Below are 16,020 nucleotides of genomic sequence, written 5' to 3'. Positions count from 1 at the left end.
TAGATAAATCTCTTTTTTAGGCTTGGGCCCATGTTAGAAATACGCCACCTTAAAACTTTAGTTGCTTTACGTGAACATGGTTCATTAGTTTCTGCTGCGAATGATCTTTGTTTAACACCCTCGGCTATCTCTCACCAATTAAAAGAATTAGATCATTGGTATGGGGTAGAGGTGGTGAATCGACGTAGCCGACCTGTTAGCTTTTCTAATGTTGGGCAACGCTTACTTAAGTTAGCTGATGATGTTTTACCTCAAATTCAGATTACACATAGTGATATTACTCGTATTGTGCATGGTCAGACAGGCAGAATTATCTTTTCATCTGAATGCCATAGCTGCTTTGACTGGTTGATGCCGTTATTGAATCAATATCGACATCAATACCCAGATGTTGATTTAGACTTTGCTTCTGGATTTGAAGCTAATCCACATGAGCTTTTACAAAATGCTGAATTTGATTTGCTTATTACAGCCGATCCAATTGCCTTAAAGGGAATTGAGTATTTTCCTATTTTTGAATATGAATCGCGTTTGGTTCTATCCAACACGCATCCATTGGTTCGTGCTGAAAATATTACGGTTCAAGAGTTAGCAGAAGAAGTTTTAATTACTTATCCGGTTGATAAACATCGTTTAGATATCATGTCTAAACTTTTTATTCCTGCGAATATTCAGCCTAAGCAAATACGAACAACAGATTTAACCCAAATGCTCATTCAGCTTGTAGCAAGTGGACGTGGCATTGCAGCTTTACCTGATTGGGTAGTAAATGAATATGAACAAAAGGGATGGGTTACGAGTCGCCGTTTAGATTGCGTTTCACCTACAGGCTTACGACGGACGTTATATGCGGGCTATCGAACTGAAGAAAAAGAAAAAAGTTATTTTGAAGGGTTCTTAAAGCAGTTAGAAAAATTCTCTTTAAAACGAACTTCGTATTATTCTGGCTAGGGCAATTCATTTAGCTTAAGCATAAAAAAGGTGCCCAATGGCGCCTTTTTTAATATCGAAAAATTTATTTACCGATAAATAACGAGAGCAAGCCTGCTGCAATAAGAGGGCCGACAGGTACACCACGGAGTAAGGCAACGCCTGCAACTGTGCCAATTAATAGGCCTGCAACAACATCAGGCTGACTCGACATAAGTTTTACACCGCGACCACCTAACCATGCGACTAACAGACCGATTGCAATGGCAACCAGTGATTTAATACTAACAAAGGACTTTAAAATACTCTCTCCGCTCAGTTTTCCGCTGGCAATAGGTGTGAGTACCCCAATGGTTAAAATAAGAATTCCTAAATTAAGACCATGTGCTTGAATAAAAGGGAAAAACTGATTTAAAGGCGTAATTTTAACGACAATTAACACACCTGCTGCAATGGTTACAGCTGCATTTTGACTTAGTAAACCACAGATAAGTAGAACTAGAAGGACAACTAAATTAACATCAAATTGGGCAAGCATGGGAGCGGGATATGCAAGTAAATAAAATGGAATTGTATAATATTTAAGAGTAGGAATGTGAAAGCTTTAAAAGATTCAACAGATCTTGGATTTTATTTTTAATAAAATTTTATTGTATATCGCTCATTGATAAAGAGTTTTAATTTTCGGTTACGCTTGGACACAATGTTATATAAATTAACAAGTTAAATCTTATAGTTTTTTGAAGTTGTGTTATAAAAATAGTCATTACTCATGAACATAGGATAATGACTATGGAAATTGTAGATATCAAAATTAAAGATCAGTTTGATCAGATTCATGATGCCAAGGCTCAACTAAAGCAAAATTTAGTTGAACACGAAAATGAAACTTTAAAACTAAGCCAACGTATTGAACATATTATTGTTGATAATGAAATTATTTTACCTACAACTGAATTGTTATTTGAAAGTGAACAGAACGAAAATATTTATCGAGTAATTGAAGAATAGAGTGCAGTTTAATGAACAAAATGCAAAGAGTAGTGAGTAGGAAGTTGAAACTGCGTTAAAATGAGTGTTTTGTTCTAAAGAGAAACTCCATGCTGCTGGAAAAAATTTTACAATCACAAGGGTTTGGTTCACGTAAATATTGTCAGCAGTTAATAAAAAATGGTTCTGTAAGTGTTAATGGAGAAATTGCCGATGATCTTAAAAAGCAATTTTCTCCTGAAAATTTAGAATTTTCGCTTTTTGGACAAACTTACCAGTATCGAGAACAAGTTTATATTGCATTAAAAAAACCAAAAGGTTTTGAATGTTCACATCAGCCTCAGCATCATCAAAGCGTTTTTAGTCTTTTACCTGAAATCATGATTCATCGAGGCGTCCAAGCAATTGGGCGTTTAGATCAAGACACAACAGGCTTACTTTTATTGACTGATGATGGTAAATATCTTCAAGCTTTAACTCATCCTCGTAAACATGTTCCAAAGGTTTATCATGTTACTACCATTGATCCAGTGACACCTGAGCAAATCGCAATGTTAAGCGAAGGTGTCAGCTTACATCAGGAAAAAGGCATTTTTGCTGCAACCGATGTAGCAATGTTGGAAACTCACAAATTAACGATGACCATTCATCAAGGTGTTTATCACCAAGTCAAAAGAATGATTGCTGCTGTAGGAAATAAAGTAGAAGCATTGCATCGCCATCAAGTAGGTCAATTGGTTTTACCTGAAATAGCAGATGGGGAATGGATTTATTTATCAGAGCAGCAAAAGCAGCTAGCACAAAATATTATTTAAGAAAACAATGGAATGTCTGGAACTCACTATCCCGAATGAAGCCCATTTGTTCATATAGACGATGAGACTCATGGTTATTACTTTGAGTTTCTAGGCTAATGCGTAGGGCATTTTGTTGTTTTGCAAATAAAATGGCAGTATCGATTAACTGTTTGGCTGAGCCTTGGCGACGAAAAATTGGCGTAACATATACATCATCTAAAATATAATATGTTGAACAAGCAACTGAAGAAAAACCTAAATAGAGTAGAACGAATCCGGTGATTTTTTCATCTTTAATATGAATGAAAAAAACACTTTCTCTATTCTCAAAACGTTGTTTAAGAAAGTAAAGTGATTCATTAAAATTAGAAGAAGCCCCATAAAACTGGCGGTATTCATCAAACAAAACGGCGAGTTGGTCTAAATCTTCAAAAGTCGCTCGTCTAACGATCATTTGGTACTCCTTGTAACTTATCATTATATTTTTACAAAGAGAGCATAACGAAAAAAAGAGCTTTTTGACGTTAAAACTTGTTTATAAATGCAACAGTGTTAAGTTTTGTCGCTCTCACCAAGAAGTGCGTTTAGTTCTTCAAATAAATCTTCATGGTCATCATCTTCTGCTAAAGTCGATGGGTTTTGATTTAATGAAGATGCTTTTGCTTTTCTGAGTTTTAATAATTGTTCCATATTAATACTCTGATTTTCGATCGCAAACGGAATAGATTTAGTTAATACGACTTGTTTAAAAAAAAGTCGTACCGCTTGGGCAGGGGTAATTCCCAATTGTTTAAAAACAGCAAAAGCCTGCTTTTTCTCTTGGGAGTCCAGTCGAACCTGATAAACTTCTGTTTTTCGCATGAATAACAAAACCAAATGATTTTTAATTTTTAGGAATTTATTTTAAACCATCGCAATGTAATTTCAATGTTTTTCGGCATAAAAAACAATCTTTTTGTCATTACGCTTACATTACAACGTCAATTCAAACTGAGAATTGAAAAACATTTCCCCTTTTGTGAGTGGATCGACAAATGAAATGTGCTTAGCTAAAAGTTGTAATGGCTCTGAAAAATCATCATCTGCCTTATGTTGAACAGTCGGATAAAATGGATCATTTTTAATCGGAATATCTAGATAATTAAGATGTACACGAAGTTGGTGCTGTTTACCTGTCGTCGGTGTTAAACGATATTTAGCCCAAATCTGGTTGTGTTCAATAAGTTCAATAAAGGTCTGAGTGTTTGCTTTAGCATTTGCCAAAACTTGCATGGTGTAAAAAGGAGTCCCTTTATCTAAATGTAAATATAATGTTTGAGGAAGTTTTAATTCTTTTTTATAAGGAGCGATAGCGTGGTAAGTTTTATTGACTTGACGCTCTGCAAATAATTGTTGGTAAATACCTCGCGATTCAACCCGTTTGCAAAATAGAACAACCCCAGCAGTTTCACGGTCTAATCGATGTATCGGTGTTAAAAATTCATTGCCTGTCTGTTTTTTAAGTCGAACTAATAATGTTTCTTGCACATATTGTCCAGTTGGGCTAATTGTTAAAAAATGAGGTTTATCGACCACCAATAAGTCATCATTTTCAAATAAAATCCGATGTTCGAAAGGAACATGTGGCTCATAGGCAAGAAATCGATAATAAAAAATATGGGTATTGCTTTGATAGGGACTATCTAATGTTAATTTTTGTCCATTTGCCCCATAAATAAGTCCATCTTGAAATCGTTGCTGCCACTCTTGTACTTTAATATGTTGAAAATGTTGGCATAAATACTCATAAATAGTTTGAGTATTTGTTTGTGCAGGAAGATAAACTTGGCTTGCGCTTACACCATCAACCATAGGTGGCAAAAAATCGTTCGGACTAGACATAAAAAAGTATAAATATGTAAGAGAATTGATATAAAAAAAGCCAACTTCTAGGGCTTGAGTAGGCTTTTAAGGCAGGGCAATGTTATCATATCGATTATTTTGAATCATGTTATGTGTGCTATGTCGTATTCATTGAAATTGGTCTTAAATCATGAAGAAGATACTGGGCGTCTAGCTCAAGCGTTGGCGCAACATGTTCAGTCAGGTGTGATTTATTTAATTGGAGACTTAGGTGCGGGTAAAACCACACTTACGCGCTATTTCTTACAGGCTTTGGGTCATAAAGGCTCTGTTAAAAGTCCAACCTATACGCTAGTTGAGCCGTATAAAATAAATGGAAAAGAAATTTTTCATTTTGACTTATATCGTTTGAATGACCCTTATGAACTTGAATTAATGGGAATCCGTGATTATTTAGATGTCACAGATGCATTATTTTTATTTGAATGGCCATCAAAAGGTGGTGATGAAATTCCTCAGGCAGATATCATCATCGATATTCAAAAGTCAGAGGATGAGCTGAGTCGTTTTGTAACTTTAACTCTACCCACAGAACCTTTGTATCAGACTTTGCAGGAACAGCTTCATGACTGATGAAAAGCTAACACAACGTCGTATTCATACTTTAGACGCAGCGTTAGCCAACCAGATTGCTGCTGGTGAGGTGATTGAACGTCCTTCATCTGTTGTTAAAGAATTATTAGAAAACTCCATCGATGCGGGTGCAACTGAACTCATTGTACGGATCGCTCAAGGTGGTTCGACCCTCATAGAAATTATTGATAATGGGCATGGTATTCATTCTGAAGATTTGGCATTAGCCGTCATGCGCCATGCGACAAGTAAAATTAAAACTGCAGAAGATTTACACGCTATTGTAAGTTTGGGATTTCGCGGGGAAGCACTTGCTTCGATTGCCGCAGTTTCAAGATTGACATTGACCAGTAGTCAAGATGAAAGTGGTATTGGTCATCAGGTTGAAGTCAATGGTACAGCCTTTGATCATCAAGAAGTACAAGCTGTTGCTGCTCAAAAGGGAACCCACATACGTGTTCAGGACTTATTTTTTAATGTTCCTGCACGCCGTAAATTCTTAAAAAAACCAACCACTGAATTTGGCCATATCGAAGAGATTGTTCGCCGTCTAGCTCTAACACATTTTGATATACGTTTTGTGCTTGAGCATAATGATAATATTAGAATTAATTTACCTATAGCAGATAGCGGAGAACTACGTTTTCAGCGAGTACAGCAATTATTAGGTTCGCAATTTGTACAAAATGCATATTGGATGGATGCCGAAAGTATTAGCATGCGTTTATCGGGGTGGCTTGGCCATCCTTCAGATGCTCGTGCGCAGGCTGATATGCAATATGTCTATGTAAATGGTCGTATTGTTAAAGATAAAACGATTTCACATGCACTACGTATGGCATATGACGGTATTTTACACGGCCACCAACATTCATCATATTTACTTTTTTTAGAAGTTGATCCTGAAAATATCGATGTGAATGTTCATCCTACAAAACATGAAATTCGCTTTTTAAATCAGAGAGAAGTGCATGAGTTTGTAAGACATTATGCCAAAGAAACTCTGTCGCAATTTCAGACAGCGAGCGCTGATTTAGCTCAAGCGATGAAAGTAGATGAAGCCTCAGACTACTCTGTGCAGTCTCAACCAAAATATCAGGAACAATTTACGCTGCATCGGGCAAATGAAGCTTTAAATCCAGACAATGAAGCGCGAGCTCAGAATGCACCGACAGAGCTATTAACTGATTTTAATGCTAGTCGTCCGCAAGCTGTTCACTATGCAGATCAAACACCAAGATATAATGGCTCTCCTCAGTTAAATAATGCGTTAAAGACATACTTAGCGCCACTGCGTGATCAACCTGCTAATTTTTCAGTAAATGGAGATATTGAGCCAGTAACTAAAGTCGATGAATTTCCGTTAGGCATAGCAATTGCTCAACTTCATGGAATTTATGTTTTAGCGCAAAATACAGAAGGGCTAATTATTGTTGATATGCATGCAGCCCATGAGCGAATTTTATTACAGCAAATGAAAAATGCTTGGGACAAACCAGAGTTTTGGACATCTCAGCAATTGCTTATACCTAAAGTCATTTCTATTAGTCGTATGCAGGCAGTGCGTGTAGAAGAGTTGAAACCTCAACTTGAGCGCTTAGGACTAGAAATTGATTTATATGGGGACGAGCAGATTATTGTTCGGGGAGTACCAGCCATATTACAAAAAGCTGACTTTGAAAATCTTATTCCTGAACTTTTAAATGATTTAGATCCAAATGATGAAGCACAAGGATTACTTCAAAAAAGAGATGAGTTATTAGCTGGAATGGCATGTCATGGAGCAGTACGTGCACATCGACAACTCAGTCTTTCGGAAATGAATGCTTTACTTCGCCAAATGGAACAAACCGAATTTGCGAGCCAATGTAACCATGGAAGGCCAACTTGGCGTGCATTTCCATTATCTCAATTAGATAAATTATTTGCTCGAGGAGAGTAGTTTTACATGTCAAATCAATTGCCCGTCATCAATTTAATGGGACCAACTGCAAGTGGTAAAACCGCTTTGGCATGTGAATTATACGAACGTGGAAATTTTGAGCTGATTTCTGTTGATTCTGCTCTCGTTTATAAAGATATGGATATCGGTACTGCTAAACCAACTCGTAAAGAGCAAGCGCTATATCCTCATCATTTAATTGATCTGATTACTCCTCTTGAAGTTTACTCAGCCGCTCAATTTGTTGAAGATGCGTCTAAGTTGATTGATGACATGCATTCACGTGGGAAAACTCCTATCTTGGTAGGAGGCACAATGTTGTACTTTAAGGCATTATTAGAAGGTCTATCGAGTAATTTACCAAGTGCAGATGCCCAAGTTCGGGCAGCAATTGAAGAAAAAGGTTTAAATGAAGGGTGGCAGGCTGTTTATGACGAATTAGTTTCCGTAGATCCTGCCGCGGCTATAAAATTTAATGTGACTGATAAGCAAAGGATTATTCGAGCACTAGAAGTTTATAAGCTTACGGGTGAGCCAATTACTAAATTGCAGGCAGAACAACCAAAAAACGTACCATATCGATACATATTTCATAATTATGCTTTACTTCCAGATCGGGTAGAATTACATCAACGCATTGAGCAAAGATTAAGCAAAATGTGGGATATCGGTTTTTTGAGTGAAGTTGAAGCTCTAATTGAAAAATACGATTTAGATGAAAATTTACCCTCAATGCGTTCAGTGGGTTATCGACAAGCACTAGAATTTCTATTAAAAAGTGATATAAGTCTCAAAAGTAAACGTGAAATGGAGGATAAAGCTTTATTTGCAACACGACAACTTGCCAAACGTCAATATACGTGGTTACGTTCTTTGCAAGAAATACACGATTTTAAAACTTACTTGACGATAAAGCAGGCGAAAGAAGACTTGCGAAACTCTTATGGATAAAGCAAAATTTGCACACTGTCTTTTTATAATTTTTAGTTGAAAAATAAAGATAGTTTTTTTTGCGCTGATTTAAAAATTTTTTTTTGGAGTTAAAAATGTCTAAAGGTCAAACTTTACAAGATCCGTTCTTAAATTCTCTCCGTAAAGAACGTATTCCTGTTTCTATTTTCCTTGTGAACGGTATTAAATTACAGGGTCATATTGAATCATTTGACCAATATGTTGTTTTATTAAAAAATACAGTAAGTCAAATGGTTTACAAACACGCGATTTCAACTGTTGTTCCAGCACGTAACCCACGCCCAGCAGGCGCGCAAGGTACAGGCTTCCCAGCACAAGGTGGCACACAAGGCGGTTTTGGTGGTCAACCTACTGGTGGCTTCGGTGGCGCTCAAGGCGGCTTCGGTGGTGCTCAAGGTGGCTTCGGTGGCGCTCAAGGCGGCTTCGGTGGTCAAGGTGGCTTCGGCGGTGGTCAAGGTGGTGGCTTCGGCGGTCAAGGTGGCTTCGGTGGTCAAGGTGGTGGTTTCGGTGGTCAAGGTGGCTTCGGTGGTCATCAAGGTGGTTTTGACAACGATACTAAATTTGAAGATGGTCAAGAAGACGAAAATAATCGTTAATTGATATCTAAAAAAGAAACCAGTCAGATAATGACTGGTTTTTTTATGTTTATTTAAAAGTTAATTCAAAATATTAAACTCATCAAAGGTCATGATTTGACCATGGTGACTCATATATTTAAATAAATAGAGTTTTAATCGATGATATTAATATTGGCTGCTGCTTTAAGTAGTGTTTTGGTGTCTATCCTATTAAAAAACTTAAAGAAAAAAGAGTATCAGCCGTTACAAATGATTGCATGGAACTATGCGAGCGCGAGTCTTCTTTGCTTTTGGTGGTTTCAGCCTGATATTCAACATATTTCAATACAAAAGACTCCTTGGTGGTTAATTATTGCATTGGGACTGATTTTGCCCAGTATTTTTCTGTGTTTAGCCAAGTCATTAGAATATGCAGGAATTGTTAAGACCGAAGTTGCACAGCGTCTTTCTGTCGTACTTTCTTTACTCGCAGCTTATTTCTTTTTTCATGAACAATTTAATGCATTAAAGCTATGGGGAATAGGTTTAGGAATTTTTGCTGTTTTACTTGTTCTTTTTGGACAAATGAGTGCTTCTTCGAATCATCAATCTAGAAAAGCAATTTTTGCTCTATTAAGTGTTTGGTTTGGATATGCCGCAGTAGATATTCTCTTAAAATATACGAGTAGTTTAGGTCTTCAATTTACACTCACTTTGAATCTTATTTTTATTACAGCTTTTATATTATCAATTTCATATTTATTGGTGCAGAAAACCCAAAAATGGCAGCTTAAAAGTGCTATAGCTGGGTTGGTGCTGGGGGTACTTAATTTCTCAAATATTGCTTTATATGTGAAAGCTCATATTCTTTTAAAAGACTCGCCTGCAATTGTTTTTGCAAGTATGAATATTCTTGTGGTGTTATTAGGCATTGCAAGTGGCGTTATTTTATATAAAGAAAAATTAAAATGGCATACCACTTTGGGTATTCTATTTGGGATAAGTGGCGTGATTTGTTTAGCTAGGGCAATGGCTTTATAGTTCAAGAGAGTTGAATCTCTTGAACTATTCTAATTTTATAAATAGGTAAAAATAACTTCATCTGGTAGGCGTGATTTAGGTAGTTTGGCATTAAAATCGTTTTCACTGCGATAACCTAGGGAAACAATGACTGAACTTCGTAAGCCTTTTTCAGTTAAACCTAACTCATTATTTAAAATATCTTCATCAAAGCCGCCCATTGGGGTTGCATCAATTCCTTCTAAACCCGCAGCAAAAAGTAGTTGTCCTAGAGCAATGAATGTTTGATTTTCCATCCATCCAAATAAATTTTTCTGCTCATTTCGATAGAACTCAACATAGCCATGGCGAGTATCTTTTTGGCCTAATTTAGCTTTTTCATCTTTAAAACGGCCACTTAAATCATCTTGTTCAAGTAATTGATCTAAGTATTCAGATGAAATGTCTGTTTTTGTGCAAAATACAAGTGTGTGTGATGACTCAAGCACTTTGGGACCATTGTAAGCATATTTACCTGTTAGGGCTTTCACTATTCTTTCTTTAGCTGCAAGATTATCTGCAACAAAAAAGTGCCAAGGCTGTATATTCACTGAAGAAGGTGAAAAACGTAAAATTTCTAATAATTTATTAATTTTTTCTTGGGGGATTTTCTTTTCAGAATCGTACGCTTTTGTTGTATAGCGGCTTTTAACAGAATTCAATAGGTCCATAGGTCTACTCCATATCAATCTTATGGCAATTGAGAGAATTTAATCTTTGTCATCATACGCTATTTTATTCAAAAACATTTCCTATGTAATTTGATAAAGAAATATAATGTTTATATAAAAGTTTAGTAATCTATTGAAAATGATTGATTTAATGCCAACCGATGCAAAGAGTAAGCTGTGAGAAGTTAGAATTGTTAAAGCTTTTATCATTCTTATATTTGTATTGAGTCTTCTTATTTTATACATTGAGTATCACGATCATGCACATATAAGCTGGAAATTTATATTTATTGCCAGCATGTGTGTGATTTACGATTCTGATTTAAATAAAAAAATTAAAGAATTGAAAGTTGAAATAAAAAGTGACTAATTTCTAACTAATAATTCCATACAACCAATTCGAGCTGTTGCGTATTTGAGGATGGATCAATTTCTAAAATATAAGCCTGATCTTCACGCCAATCACCAAGAACAATTCGCTGTTTATCTTGCACTTGATGAATTGACGGGCGGTGAGTATGCCCATGAATCAGTGTATCTACATCTGCTAAAGCAGACAGAACTGTTTGCTCATTCACATCCATGATTTCATAGCTTTTTTGCTGTTTATCCGCGGAGCTTCTCTTGCGGAAGCCATTAACCAGCTTAGTGCGAAAACTAAGTGGAGTTCGGCGTAAAAGAGCGACTAATAGAGGATTTCGAATAATCTTTTTAAATCTTTGATAAGAAACGTCATCTGTACATAATGCATCGCCGTGTTCTAGACGATATTGATGTCCTGCAATATTGAGGGAATAAATGTCAGGGAGTAAAACGCCATTAAATTTATTGAGGAAAACTTGATTAAGAGCAAAATCCCGATTGCCTACTTGAAAGTAAACTCGATTACCCTTTTGAGTAAAAGCCTTTAAGGCATCGACAATTTCATCGAGCCATGGTGCTGAATAGTCATCTCCAATCCAGGCATTAAACCAATCGCCTAAAATGTAGAGCTGAGTATTTTTATCTTGGTAATGCACCAATAAGTCTAAAAACCCTCGAACGAGTCGAGGGTGTTCAGGTGACAAATGTAAATCTGAGATAAACAGATAAGTCACAGCTTTATCCTAAAATTATTCAGAAATAATTTTAGCAGATTCGATTACAACGTTTTCTAAAGGAACGTCAGCGTGATAACCACGGTTACCAGTGCGAACACCTTTGATCGCTTCAACAATGTCTAGACCTTCAACAACTTTACCAAATACAGCATAACCCCAACCTTGAGCAGTTTTAGAGGTATGGTTCAAGAAAGAGTTATTTTTCACGTTGATAAAGAATTGAGCAGAAGCAGAGTGAGGAGCTTGAGTACGCGCCATTGCAATCGTACCTTCGTCGTTGCTTAAACCGTTATCAGCTTCATTTTCAATTGAATCACGTGTTGCTTTTTCTTTGAAGTTTTCATCCATACCGCCACCTTGGATCATGAAACCATCAATGACGCGGTGGAAAATAACGCCGTCATAAAAACCGTCACGTACATATTCTAAAAAGTTTGCTACTGTTTTAGGTGCTTTTTCAGCATTCAGTTCAAGAACAATACGACCTTTATTGGTGTTTAATTCGACTTGAGGAAAACTCATTACATTAATCTCCTAAACATGGGCTTATGACCATGGGTTTTTGGTTGAGAGAAGCATAAGCAAACTGTAAACTACAAGGCAAGTAAAAAACGTTAAAATCTTTGTTAAAAATGAAGATAGCGTTTAAATTTTTCGAAATTTTATCTACAAAGAAGTGATTGATACACTATGAAGCCTAATGATGTTGTCTCGAGCCTGCCAAATAACCCGACACCGAATACTCATGCCTCTGTCGATTCTGCGCAGCAAGAACAACAGGCTGGCTTAGATTTTGTTCGCCAAGTCATTACTGAAGACTTGGCTGCTGGACGTGCAAATCAGATCGTAACGCGTTTTCCACCAGAACCAAATGGTTATTTGCATATTGGTCATGTAAAAGCGATTTGCCTAAACTTTGGTGTGGCTGAAGAGTTTGATGGTTTATGTAATTTACGTTTTGACGATACAAACCCTGATGCTGAAGAACAAGAGTACGTTGACGGTATTGCAAATGATGTGAAGTGGCTTGGTTTTAACTGGAATGGTGAGCCACGCTATGCATCAAGTTATTTTGATCAATTATATGCATGGGCTGTTCAACTCATTGAGCAAGGTGATGCTTATGTTGATTTACAGTCTCCAGAAGAAATTAAGTTAAACCGCGGTAGTTTTGTTGAGCCTGGTAAAAATTCACCATACCGTGATGCATCTGTTGAAGAGAACCTTGCTCGCTTTGAAAAAATGCGCAGTGGTGAATTTAAAGAGGGTGAAGCTGTTTTACGTGCCAAAATTGATATGGCAAGCCCAAACGTACACATGCGTGATCCAATTTTATATCGCGTATTGCATTCAGAGCATCATCAAACAGGTGATAAATGGAAAATCTATCCAATGTATGACTATGCTCATCCATTGTCTGATGCTATTGAGGGGATTACTCATTCGCTTTGTACATTAGAGTTCCAAGATCACCGTCCGTTTTATGACTGGATTGTAGAAAAGGTAAAATCTAAAGCAGTTCCACATCAGTATGAATCTTCACGTTTAAACGTGGACTACACCATTACATCAAAACGTAAATTACGTAAATTGGTGGAAGGTGGTCATGTAAATGGTTGGGATGACCCGCGTATGCCAACAGTAGTAGGTATGCGTCGTCGTGGTTTTACTCCAGAAGGTTTACGTGATTTCTGTAAACGTGTAGGTGTGTCAAAAACTGATGGTATTGTAGATGTTGCAATGCTTGAGTTCTGTATTCGCCAATCTTTGGAAAATACAGCTGCACGTGGTATGGCTGTTTTAAGCCCACTTAAAGTGACTTTAACTAATTTACCAGAGGATATGGATCTTACTCATGCTCGTCATCCTAACGTTGATATGGGTGACCGTGTAATTCCATTAACCAAAGAAATCTATATTGACCGTAAAGATTTTGAAGAAGTACCACCAAAAGGCTTTAAACGTTTAATTCCTGACGGTGAAGTACGTTTACGTCATGCTTACGTGATTAAATGTGATGAGGTCATTAAGGATGCTAATGGTGAAGTGGTTGAGCTGAAATGTTCAATTGACCCTGAAACTTTAGGTAAAAACCCTGAAGGCCGTAAAGTGAAAGGTGTAATTCACTGGGTATCTGCAACAAAAGGTATTCCTGCTGAAGTACGTATTTACGATCGTTTGTTCACAGAAGCAGACCCTGAAACAGGTGATGATTTCTTGGCAAACCTAAATCCAGATTCGATGAAAGTATTAGAAGCTGTAATTGAACCTGCTTTAGCACAAGCGAGTCCTGAAGATCGTTTCCAGTTTGAACGTGAAGGTTATTTTGTTGCTGATCAACATGATCATTCACCTGAAAAACCAGTGTTTAACCGTATTCTCGATTTGAAAGATAGCTTTAAGCCTGAGAAAAAGTAACACGAGTAACAGGTTTTGAGTAAATAGCAGATATAAAAAAGCCCAACTCAGTTGGGCTTTTTTATGGTGTTCATACTCATATTATTTTTTATTTTGCTTTGGCGATTAAGCTAAGCAGGGTTAATGACATAAAAATAAGCAATAATTGTGATGAGTAGAATACATGCAAGCAATAAATAGGTATTCACCGTATTAAAGCTTTTAATGAATTTCCAGATATCCATAGTAAATCAGCGTGTATTTTATGTTACAAAAAAGAATAAATGTATAATACACGTAAATTAAAAATAAATGTGCCTAAAGATAGATTATTAATCTACCTTTGAGTAAAAAAGAAACGTTTAGTTTGAGGAATATAATCTAATTAATCAATTATTAAATTATATTTTTATAAATTAACCACTATATCCAATACGTTTGAGAAATTTTTGAATAATTTCAAATGCAGCATGTTCGAGCGCTTGAGCGTATTGCAAATTATCTTCGCGAAGCTTTGGAATCGAAACATTTGCATGGCGAAGTTCACATGTATGACCAATTAACCATTTTTCAAAATGCTCTTCAGTGGTTTCAATGTGGAACTGCAAGGCAAGAATATTATTCCCGACTTCAAATGCCTGATTGGTATAAATATCAGAGCTTGCTAAAAGCACTGCATTTTCAGGAAGGTCGAAAGTGTCACCATGCCAATGTAGAACATGCACATTATTAAGCAAACCAGATAAAACTTGATTAGCGCGTAGGCTTAAACTCAGTGAACCCCAGCCAATTTCTTTTTGATGTCCTGCATATACTTTTGCGCCAAGTGCATGAGCAATAAGCTGTGCGCCTAGGCAAATGCCCAGAGTAGGTTTATCGGCTGCTAAACGTTGTTTGAGTAAAGCAATTTCATCTTTTAAGAATGGATAATCATCAGTTTCATAAACCCCGATTGGACCACCTAAAATAATGGTTAAACCTTCATGTGAAAAAGCAGGAGTTAAATCATCAACACCCGCCTCAAAATAACGGACACGAAATCCGAGTTGATAAAAGACATCTTCTAATGAACCTAAGTCTTCGAAAGCAAGATGCTGAATGGCATAAATAGTTTTAGGGAAGGCGTTTGTTGTGCTCATACAAATGATTCATAGAAGATCAATAGGTGGAGTATAGCGATAAATATAAAGAAAAGAATATCTGTATAAATCACCAATAACCGAAAATTGATATTTTTCGTTAAAATGATGTTGTTATGCAAAGGATTATCTATTTATGACTAAATCCCTAAACATATTCTACTGTTTAAAATAATAGCTTTTGAGTTTCCTCAAGGCCTATGTTTGAAAGTTGATGTTCATCTTTTAAATTAACGCCTGAAAAACCGAGTTGTTTTGATTTTTTCATTAATGCAATTAAACGTTGTACCGCCACTGGAATACTTAAGCCTGCTGGGCGAACATTGGAAATACAATTGCGTTTCGCATCGAGGCAGCCTGAATATGCATTCCATGTATAGTAAATGCCCATATTATCGGGAGAGCTTAATCCCGGACGTTCGCCAATAAGCATCACAAGCATAGATGCTTTGAAAATTTCTGCGACTTCATCGCCAAGAGCAACTCGGCTACCTGTCGCAAGTGAAATTGGTGCAAGACTCCAGTTTTCTTGCTGAATTTGTTCGTTTAACGCTGTAATAAATGCCACAGCGTTCGCTTCAATTGCTCTTGCAGAGAGTCCATCACCGACCACAATACAAACATCGTATTGTTGAGAGCCTTCTGCATATTTCTTAATTAAGACATCTTTTGATTGATCTGAAAGCTGACGTCCTAAATCAGGACGTTTAAGATAAATTTCCTTATTAGGGGCGTTGCTTTGGACATGAATGCTTGGAAGCTGCTGTTGCTGTAATTGTTCAGATAAATGGAAAACGTCCATATCTTGATAAACAGCATCTTTTGCTTGTGCATGAGACAATTGGAACTCAAGTAAGGCTCGTGTTGGGATGCTACAACCTGCACGGCCCAAAGCAATACGGGCATCGGTAAACTGTTTGAGTTTTTCCCACTGATCTTGATGGGTAGAAGAGGGATATTGAATATCACGACTGAGTTTCATAGTGTTCTC

General features: G+C 36.7%; 19 protein-coding genes. 10 read left to right on the top strand and 9 right to left on the bottom strand.

All coding sequences use genetic code 11. The annotated features are described in order from the left end of the window. The first annotated feature begins 30 nt into the window (after window positions 1-30). Window positions 31-951 carry a LysR family transcriptional regulator gene (locus RMB03_RS08890; RefSeq protein WP_003652415.1) on the top strand — a complete coding sequence of 307 codons (921 nt, stop codon included), beginning with the start codon at window positions 31-33 and terminating at the stop codon, window positions 949-951. Window positions 952-1,015: 64 nt separating this feature from the next. On the opposite strand, the gene RMB03_RS08885 is transcribed toward RMB03_RS08890, so the two are convergent. Further along, complete coding sequence (locus RMB03_RS08885; RefSeq protein WP_003652413.1) at window positions 1,016-1,468, bottom strand: DUF441 domain-containing protein; 453 nt, start codon at window positions 1,466-1,468, stop codon at window positions 1,016-1,018. A 254-nt stretch (window positions 1,469-1,722) separates the two neighbouring features. Between RMB03_RS08885 and RMB03_RS08880 the strand changes: the two genes are divergently transcribed. Both RMB03_RS08880 and RMB03_RS08875 read left to right on the top strand, forming a co-directional pair. Next, on the top strand, window positions 1,723-1,941 hold the full coding sequence (locus RMB03_RS08880; RefSeq protein ID WP_004643270.1) for a hypothetical protein: 219 nt from the start codon (window positions 1,723-1,725) through the stop codon (window positions 1,939-1,941). Window positions 1,942-2,030: 89 nt separating this feature from the next. After that, window positions 2,031-2,735 carry a pseudouridine synthase gene (locus RMB03_RS08875; RefSeq protein WP_311075433.1) on the top strand — a complete coding sequence of 235 codons (705 nt, stop codon included), beginning with the start codon at window positions 2,031-2,033 and terminating at the stop codon, window positions 2,733-2,735. Here RMB03_RS08875 and RMB03_RS08870 read toward each other — a convergent pair. The 3 genes from RMB03_RS08870 to RMB03_RS08860 all read right to left on the bottom strand — a co-directional run bounded on the left by RMB03_RS08870 (window position 2,728) and on the right by RMB03_RS08860 (window position 4,598). Continuing rightward, complete coding sequence (locus RMB03_RS08870) at window positions 2,728-3,171, bottom strand: GNAT family N-acetyltransferase (RefSeq protein ID WP_004643268.1); 444 nt, start codon at window positions 3,169-3,171, stop codon at window positions 2,728-2,730. The two genes, RMB03_RS08875 and RMB03_RS08870, sit on opposite strands and share 8 nt — an antisense overlap. 98 nt (window positions 3,172-3,269) lie before the next feature. Beyond that, window positions 3,270-3,578 carry a type II toxin-antitoxin system RelB/DinJ family antitoxin gene (locus RMB03_RS08865; RefSeq protein WP_003652408.1) on the bottom strand — a complete coding sequence of 103 codons (309 nt, stop codon included), beginning with the start codon at window positions 3,576-3,578 and terminating at the stop codon, window positions 3,270-3,272. 111 nt (window positions 3,579-3,689) lie between these two features. Continuing rightward, on the bottom strand, window positions 3,690-4,598 hold the full coding sequence (locus RMB03_RS08860; RefSeq protein ID WP_311075432.1) for a pseudouridine synthase: 909 nt from the start codon (window positions 4,596-4,598) through the stop codon (window positions 3,690-3,692). 120 nt (window positions 4,599-4,718) lie between these two features. Between RMB03_RS08860 and tsaE the strand changes: the two genes are divergently transcribed. The 5 genes from tsaE (at window position 4,719) to RMB03_RS08835 (ending at window position 9,704) form a co-directional block, all read left to right on the top strand. Then, a complete protein-coding gene (tsaE, locus tag RMB03_RS08855; protein WP_311075431.1) occupies window positions 4,719-5,192 on the top strand; it encodes a tRNA (adenosine(37)-N6)-threonylcarbamoyltransferase complex ATPase subunit type 1 TsaE in 474 nt (157 codons plus the stop codon). Beyond that, window positions 5,185-7,134, top strand: coding sequence for a DNA mismatch repair endonuclease MutL (gene mutL / locus RMB03_RS08850; RefSeq protein ID WP_132069258.1), 1,950 nt, complete (start codon window positions 5,185-5,187; stop codon window positions 7,132-7,134). The genes tsaE and mutL overlap by 8 nt, the downstream gene beginning before the upstream one ends. A 6-nt stretch (window positions 7,135-7,140) precedes the next feature. After that, a complete protein-coding gene (gene miaA, locus RMB03_RS08845) occupies window positions 7,141-8,085 on the top strand; it encodes a tRNA (adenosine(37)-N6)-dimethylallyltransferase MiaA (RefSeq protein WP_311075430.1) in 945 nt (314 codons plus the stop codon). A gap of 95 nt (window positions 8,086-8,180) precedes the next feature. Then, entirely contained in the window at window positions 8,181-8,702 is a 522-nt protein-coding gene (gene hfq, locus RMB03_RS08840) for an RNA chaperone Hfq (RefSeq protein WP_281830987.1), read from the top strand. A gap of 141 nt (window positions 8,703-8,843) precedes the next feature. Continuing rightward, a complete protein-coding gene (locus tag RMB03_RS08835) occupies window positions 8,844-9,704 on the top strand; it encodes a DMT family transporter (protein WP_311075429.1) in 861 nt (286 codons plus the stop codon). Between the two features lie 35 nt (window positions 9,705-9,739). On the opposite strand, the gene nfsB is transcribed toward RMB03_RS08835, so the two are convergent. After that, complete coding sequence (gene nfsB / locus RMB03_RS08830) at window positions 9,740-10,393, bottom strand: oxygen-insensitive NAD(P)H nitroreductase (RefSeq protein WP_311075428.1); 654 nt, start codon at window positions 10,391-10,393, stop codon at window positions 9,740-9,742. Window positions 10,394-10,583: 190 nt separating this feature from the next. On the opposite strand from nfsB, the gene RMB03_RS08825 reads away from it, so the two are divergent. Continuing rightward, window positions 10,584-10,763: a hypothetical protein gene (locus tag RMB03_RS08825; protein ID WP_311075570.1), complete on the top strand. Its 180-nt coding sequence runs from the start codon at window positions 10,584-10,586 to the stop codon at window positions 10,761-10,763. Between the two features lie 7 nt (window positions 10,764-10,770). On the opposite strand, the gene RMB03_RS08820 is transcribed toward RMB03_RS08825, so the two are convergent. Together RMB03_RS08820 and RMB03_RS08815 are read right to left on the bottom strand one after the other, a co-directional pair. Further along, window positions 10,771-11,490, bottom strand: a complete 720-nt coding sequence (locus RMB03_RS08820) for a UDP-2,3-diacylglucosamine diphosphatase (RefSeq protein WP_311075427.1) — start codon at window positions 11,488-11,490, stop codon at window positions 10,771-10,773. A 15-nt stretch (window positions 11,491-11,505) separates the two neighbouring features. Beyond that, the gene (locus RMB03_RS08815; protein WP_003652397.1) at window positions 11,506-12,015 is read right to left on the bottom strand and encodes a peptidylprolyl isomerase; all 510 of its coding nucleotides are present in this window, start codon (window positions 12,013-12,015) and stop codon (window positions 11,506-11,508) included. Between the two features lie 168 nt (window positions 12,016-12,183). On the opposite strand from RMB03_RS08815, the gene RMB03_RS08810 reads away from it, so the two are divergent. Further along, the gene (locus RMB03_RS08810) at window positions 12,184-13,911 is read left to right on the top strand and encodes a glutamine--tRNA ligase/YqeY domain fusion protein (RefSeq protein WP_005039731.1); all 1,728 of its coding nucleotides are present in this window, start codon (window positions 12,184-12,186) and stop codon (window positions 13,909-13,911) included. Window positions 13,912-14,306: 395 nt separating this feature from the next. Here the strand turns inward: RMB03_RS08810 and RMB03_RS08805 are convergent, their stop codons facing one another. Next, complete coding sequence (locus tag RMB03_RS08805) at window positions 14,307-15,029, bottom strand: glutamine amidotransferase (RefSeq protein ID WP_205468961.1); 723 nt, start codon at window positions 15,027-15,029, stop codon at window positions 14,307-14,309. Between the two features lie 166 nt (window positions 15,030-15,195). After that, entirely contained in the window at window positions 15,196-16,011 is an 816-nt protein-coding gene (gene eutC / locus RMB03_RS08800; protein WP_311075426.1) for an ethanolamine ammonia-lyase subunit EutC, read from the bottom strand. Between the last annotated feature and the right edge of the window lie 9 nt (window positions 16,012-16,020).

Source organism: Acinetobacter sp. V91_7 (assembly GCF_031799075.1).
Classification (GTDB): domain Bacteria; phylum Pseudomonadota; class Gammaproteobacteria; order Pseudomonadales; family Moraxellaceae; genus Acinetobacter; species Acinetobacter calcoaceticus.
The sequence above is the reverse complement of the archived record's forward strand: the minus strand, read 5'-3'. Positions and strand labels throughout refer to the sequence as shown.

Coding starts and splice junctions, on each gene's coding strand:
- RMB03_RS08810 (WP_005039731.1), top strand. CDS start 12,184: ATGAAGCCTAATGATGTTGTCTCGAGCCTGCCAAATAACCCGACACCG.
- mutL (WP_132069258.1), top strand. CDS start 5,185: ATGACTGATGAAAAGCTAACACAACGTCGTATTCATACTTTAGACGCA.
- hfq (WP_281830987.1), top strand. CDS start 8,181: ATGTCTAAAGGTCAAACTTTACAAGATCCGTTCTTAAATTCTCTCCGT.
- RMB03_RS08805 (WP_205468961.1), bottom strand. CDS start 15,029: ATGAGCACAACAAACGCCTTCCCTAAAACTATTTATGCCATTCAGCAT.
- miaA (WP_311075430.1), top strand. CDS start 7,141: ATGTCAAATCAATTGCCCGTCATCAATTTAATGGGACCAACTGCAAGT.
- RMB03_RS08860 (WP_311075432.1), bottom strand. CDS start 4,598: ATGTCTAGTCCGAACGATTTTTTGCCACCTATGGTTGATGGTGTAAGC.
- nfsB (WP_311075428.1), bottom strand. CDS start 10,393: ATGGACCTATTGAATTCTGTTAAAAGCCGCTATACAACAAAAGCGTAC.
- RMB03_RS08870 (WP_004643268.1), bottom strand. CDS start 3,171: ATGATCGTTAGACGAGCGACTTTTGAAGATTTAGACCAACTCGCCGTT.
- tsaE (WP_311075431.1), top strand. CDS start 4,719: ATGTCGTATTCATTGAAATTGGTCTTAAATCATGAAGAAGATACTGGG.
- RMB03_RS08885 (WP_003652413.1), bottom strand. CDS start 1,468: ATGCTTGCCCAATTTGATGTTAATTTAGTTGTCCTTCTAGTTCTACTT.
- RMB03_RS08875 (WP_311075433.1), top strand. CDS start 2,031: ATGCTGCTGGAAAAAATTTTACAATCACAAGGGTTTGGTTCACGTAAA.
- RMB03_RS08835 (WP_311075429.1), top strand. CDS start 8,844: ATGATATTAATATTGGCTGCTGCTTTAAGTAGTGTTTTGGTGTCTATC.
- RMB03_RS08890 (WP_003652415.1), top strand. CDS start 31: ATGTTAGAAATACGCCACCTTAAAACTTTAGTTGCTTTACGTGAACAT.
- RMB03_RS08880 (WP_004643270.1), top strand. CDS start 1,723: ATGGAAATTGTAGATATCAAAATTAAAGATCAGTTTGATCAGATTCAT.
- RMB03_RS08815 (WP_003652397.1), bottom strand. CDS start 12,015: ATGAGTTTTCCTCAAGTCGAATTAAACACCAATAAAGGTCGTATTGTT.
- eutC (WP_311075426.1), bottom strand. CDS start 16,011: ATGAAACTCAGTCGTGATATTCAATATCCCTCTTCTACCCATCAAGAT.
- RMB03_RS08865 (WP_003652408.1), bottom strand. CDS start 3,578: ATGCGAAAAACAGAAGTTTATCAGGTTCGACTGGACTCCCAAGAGAAA.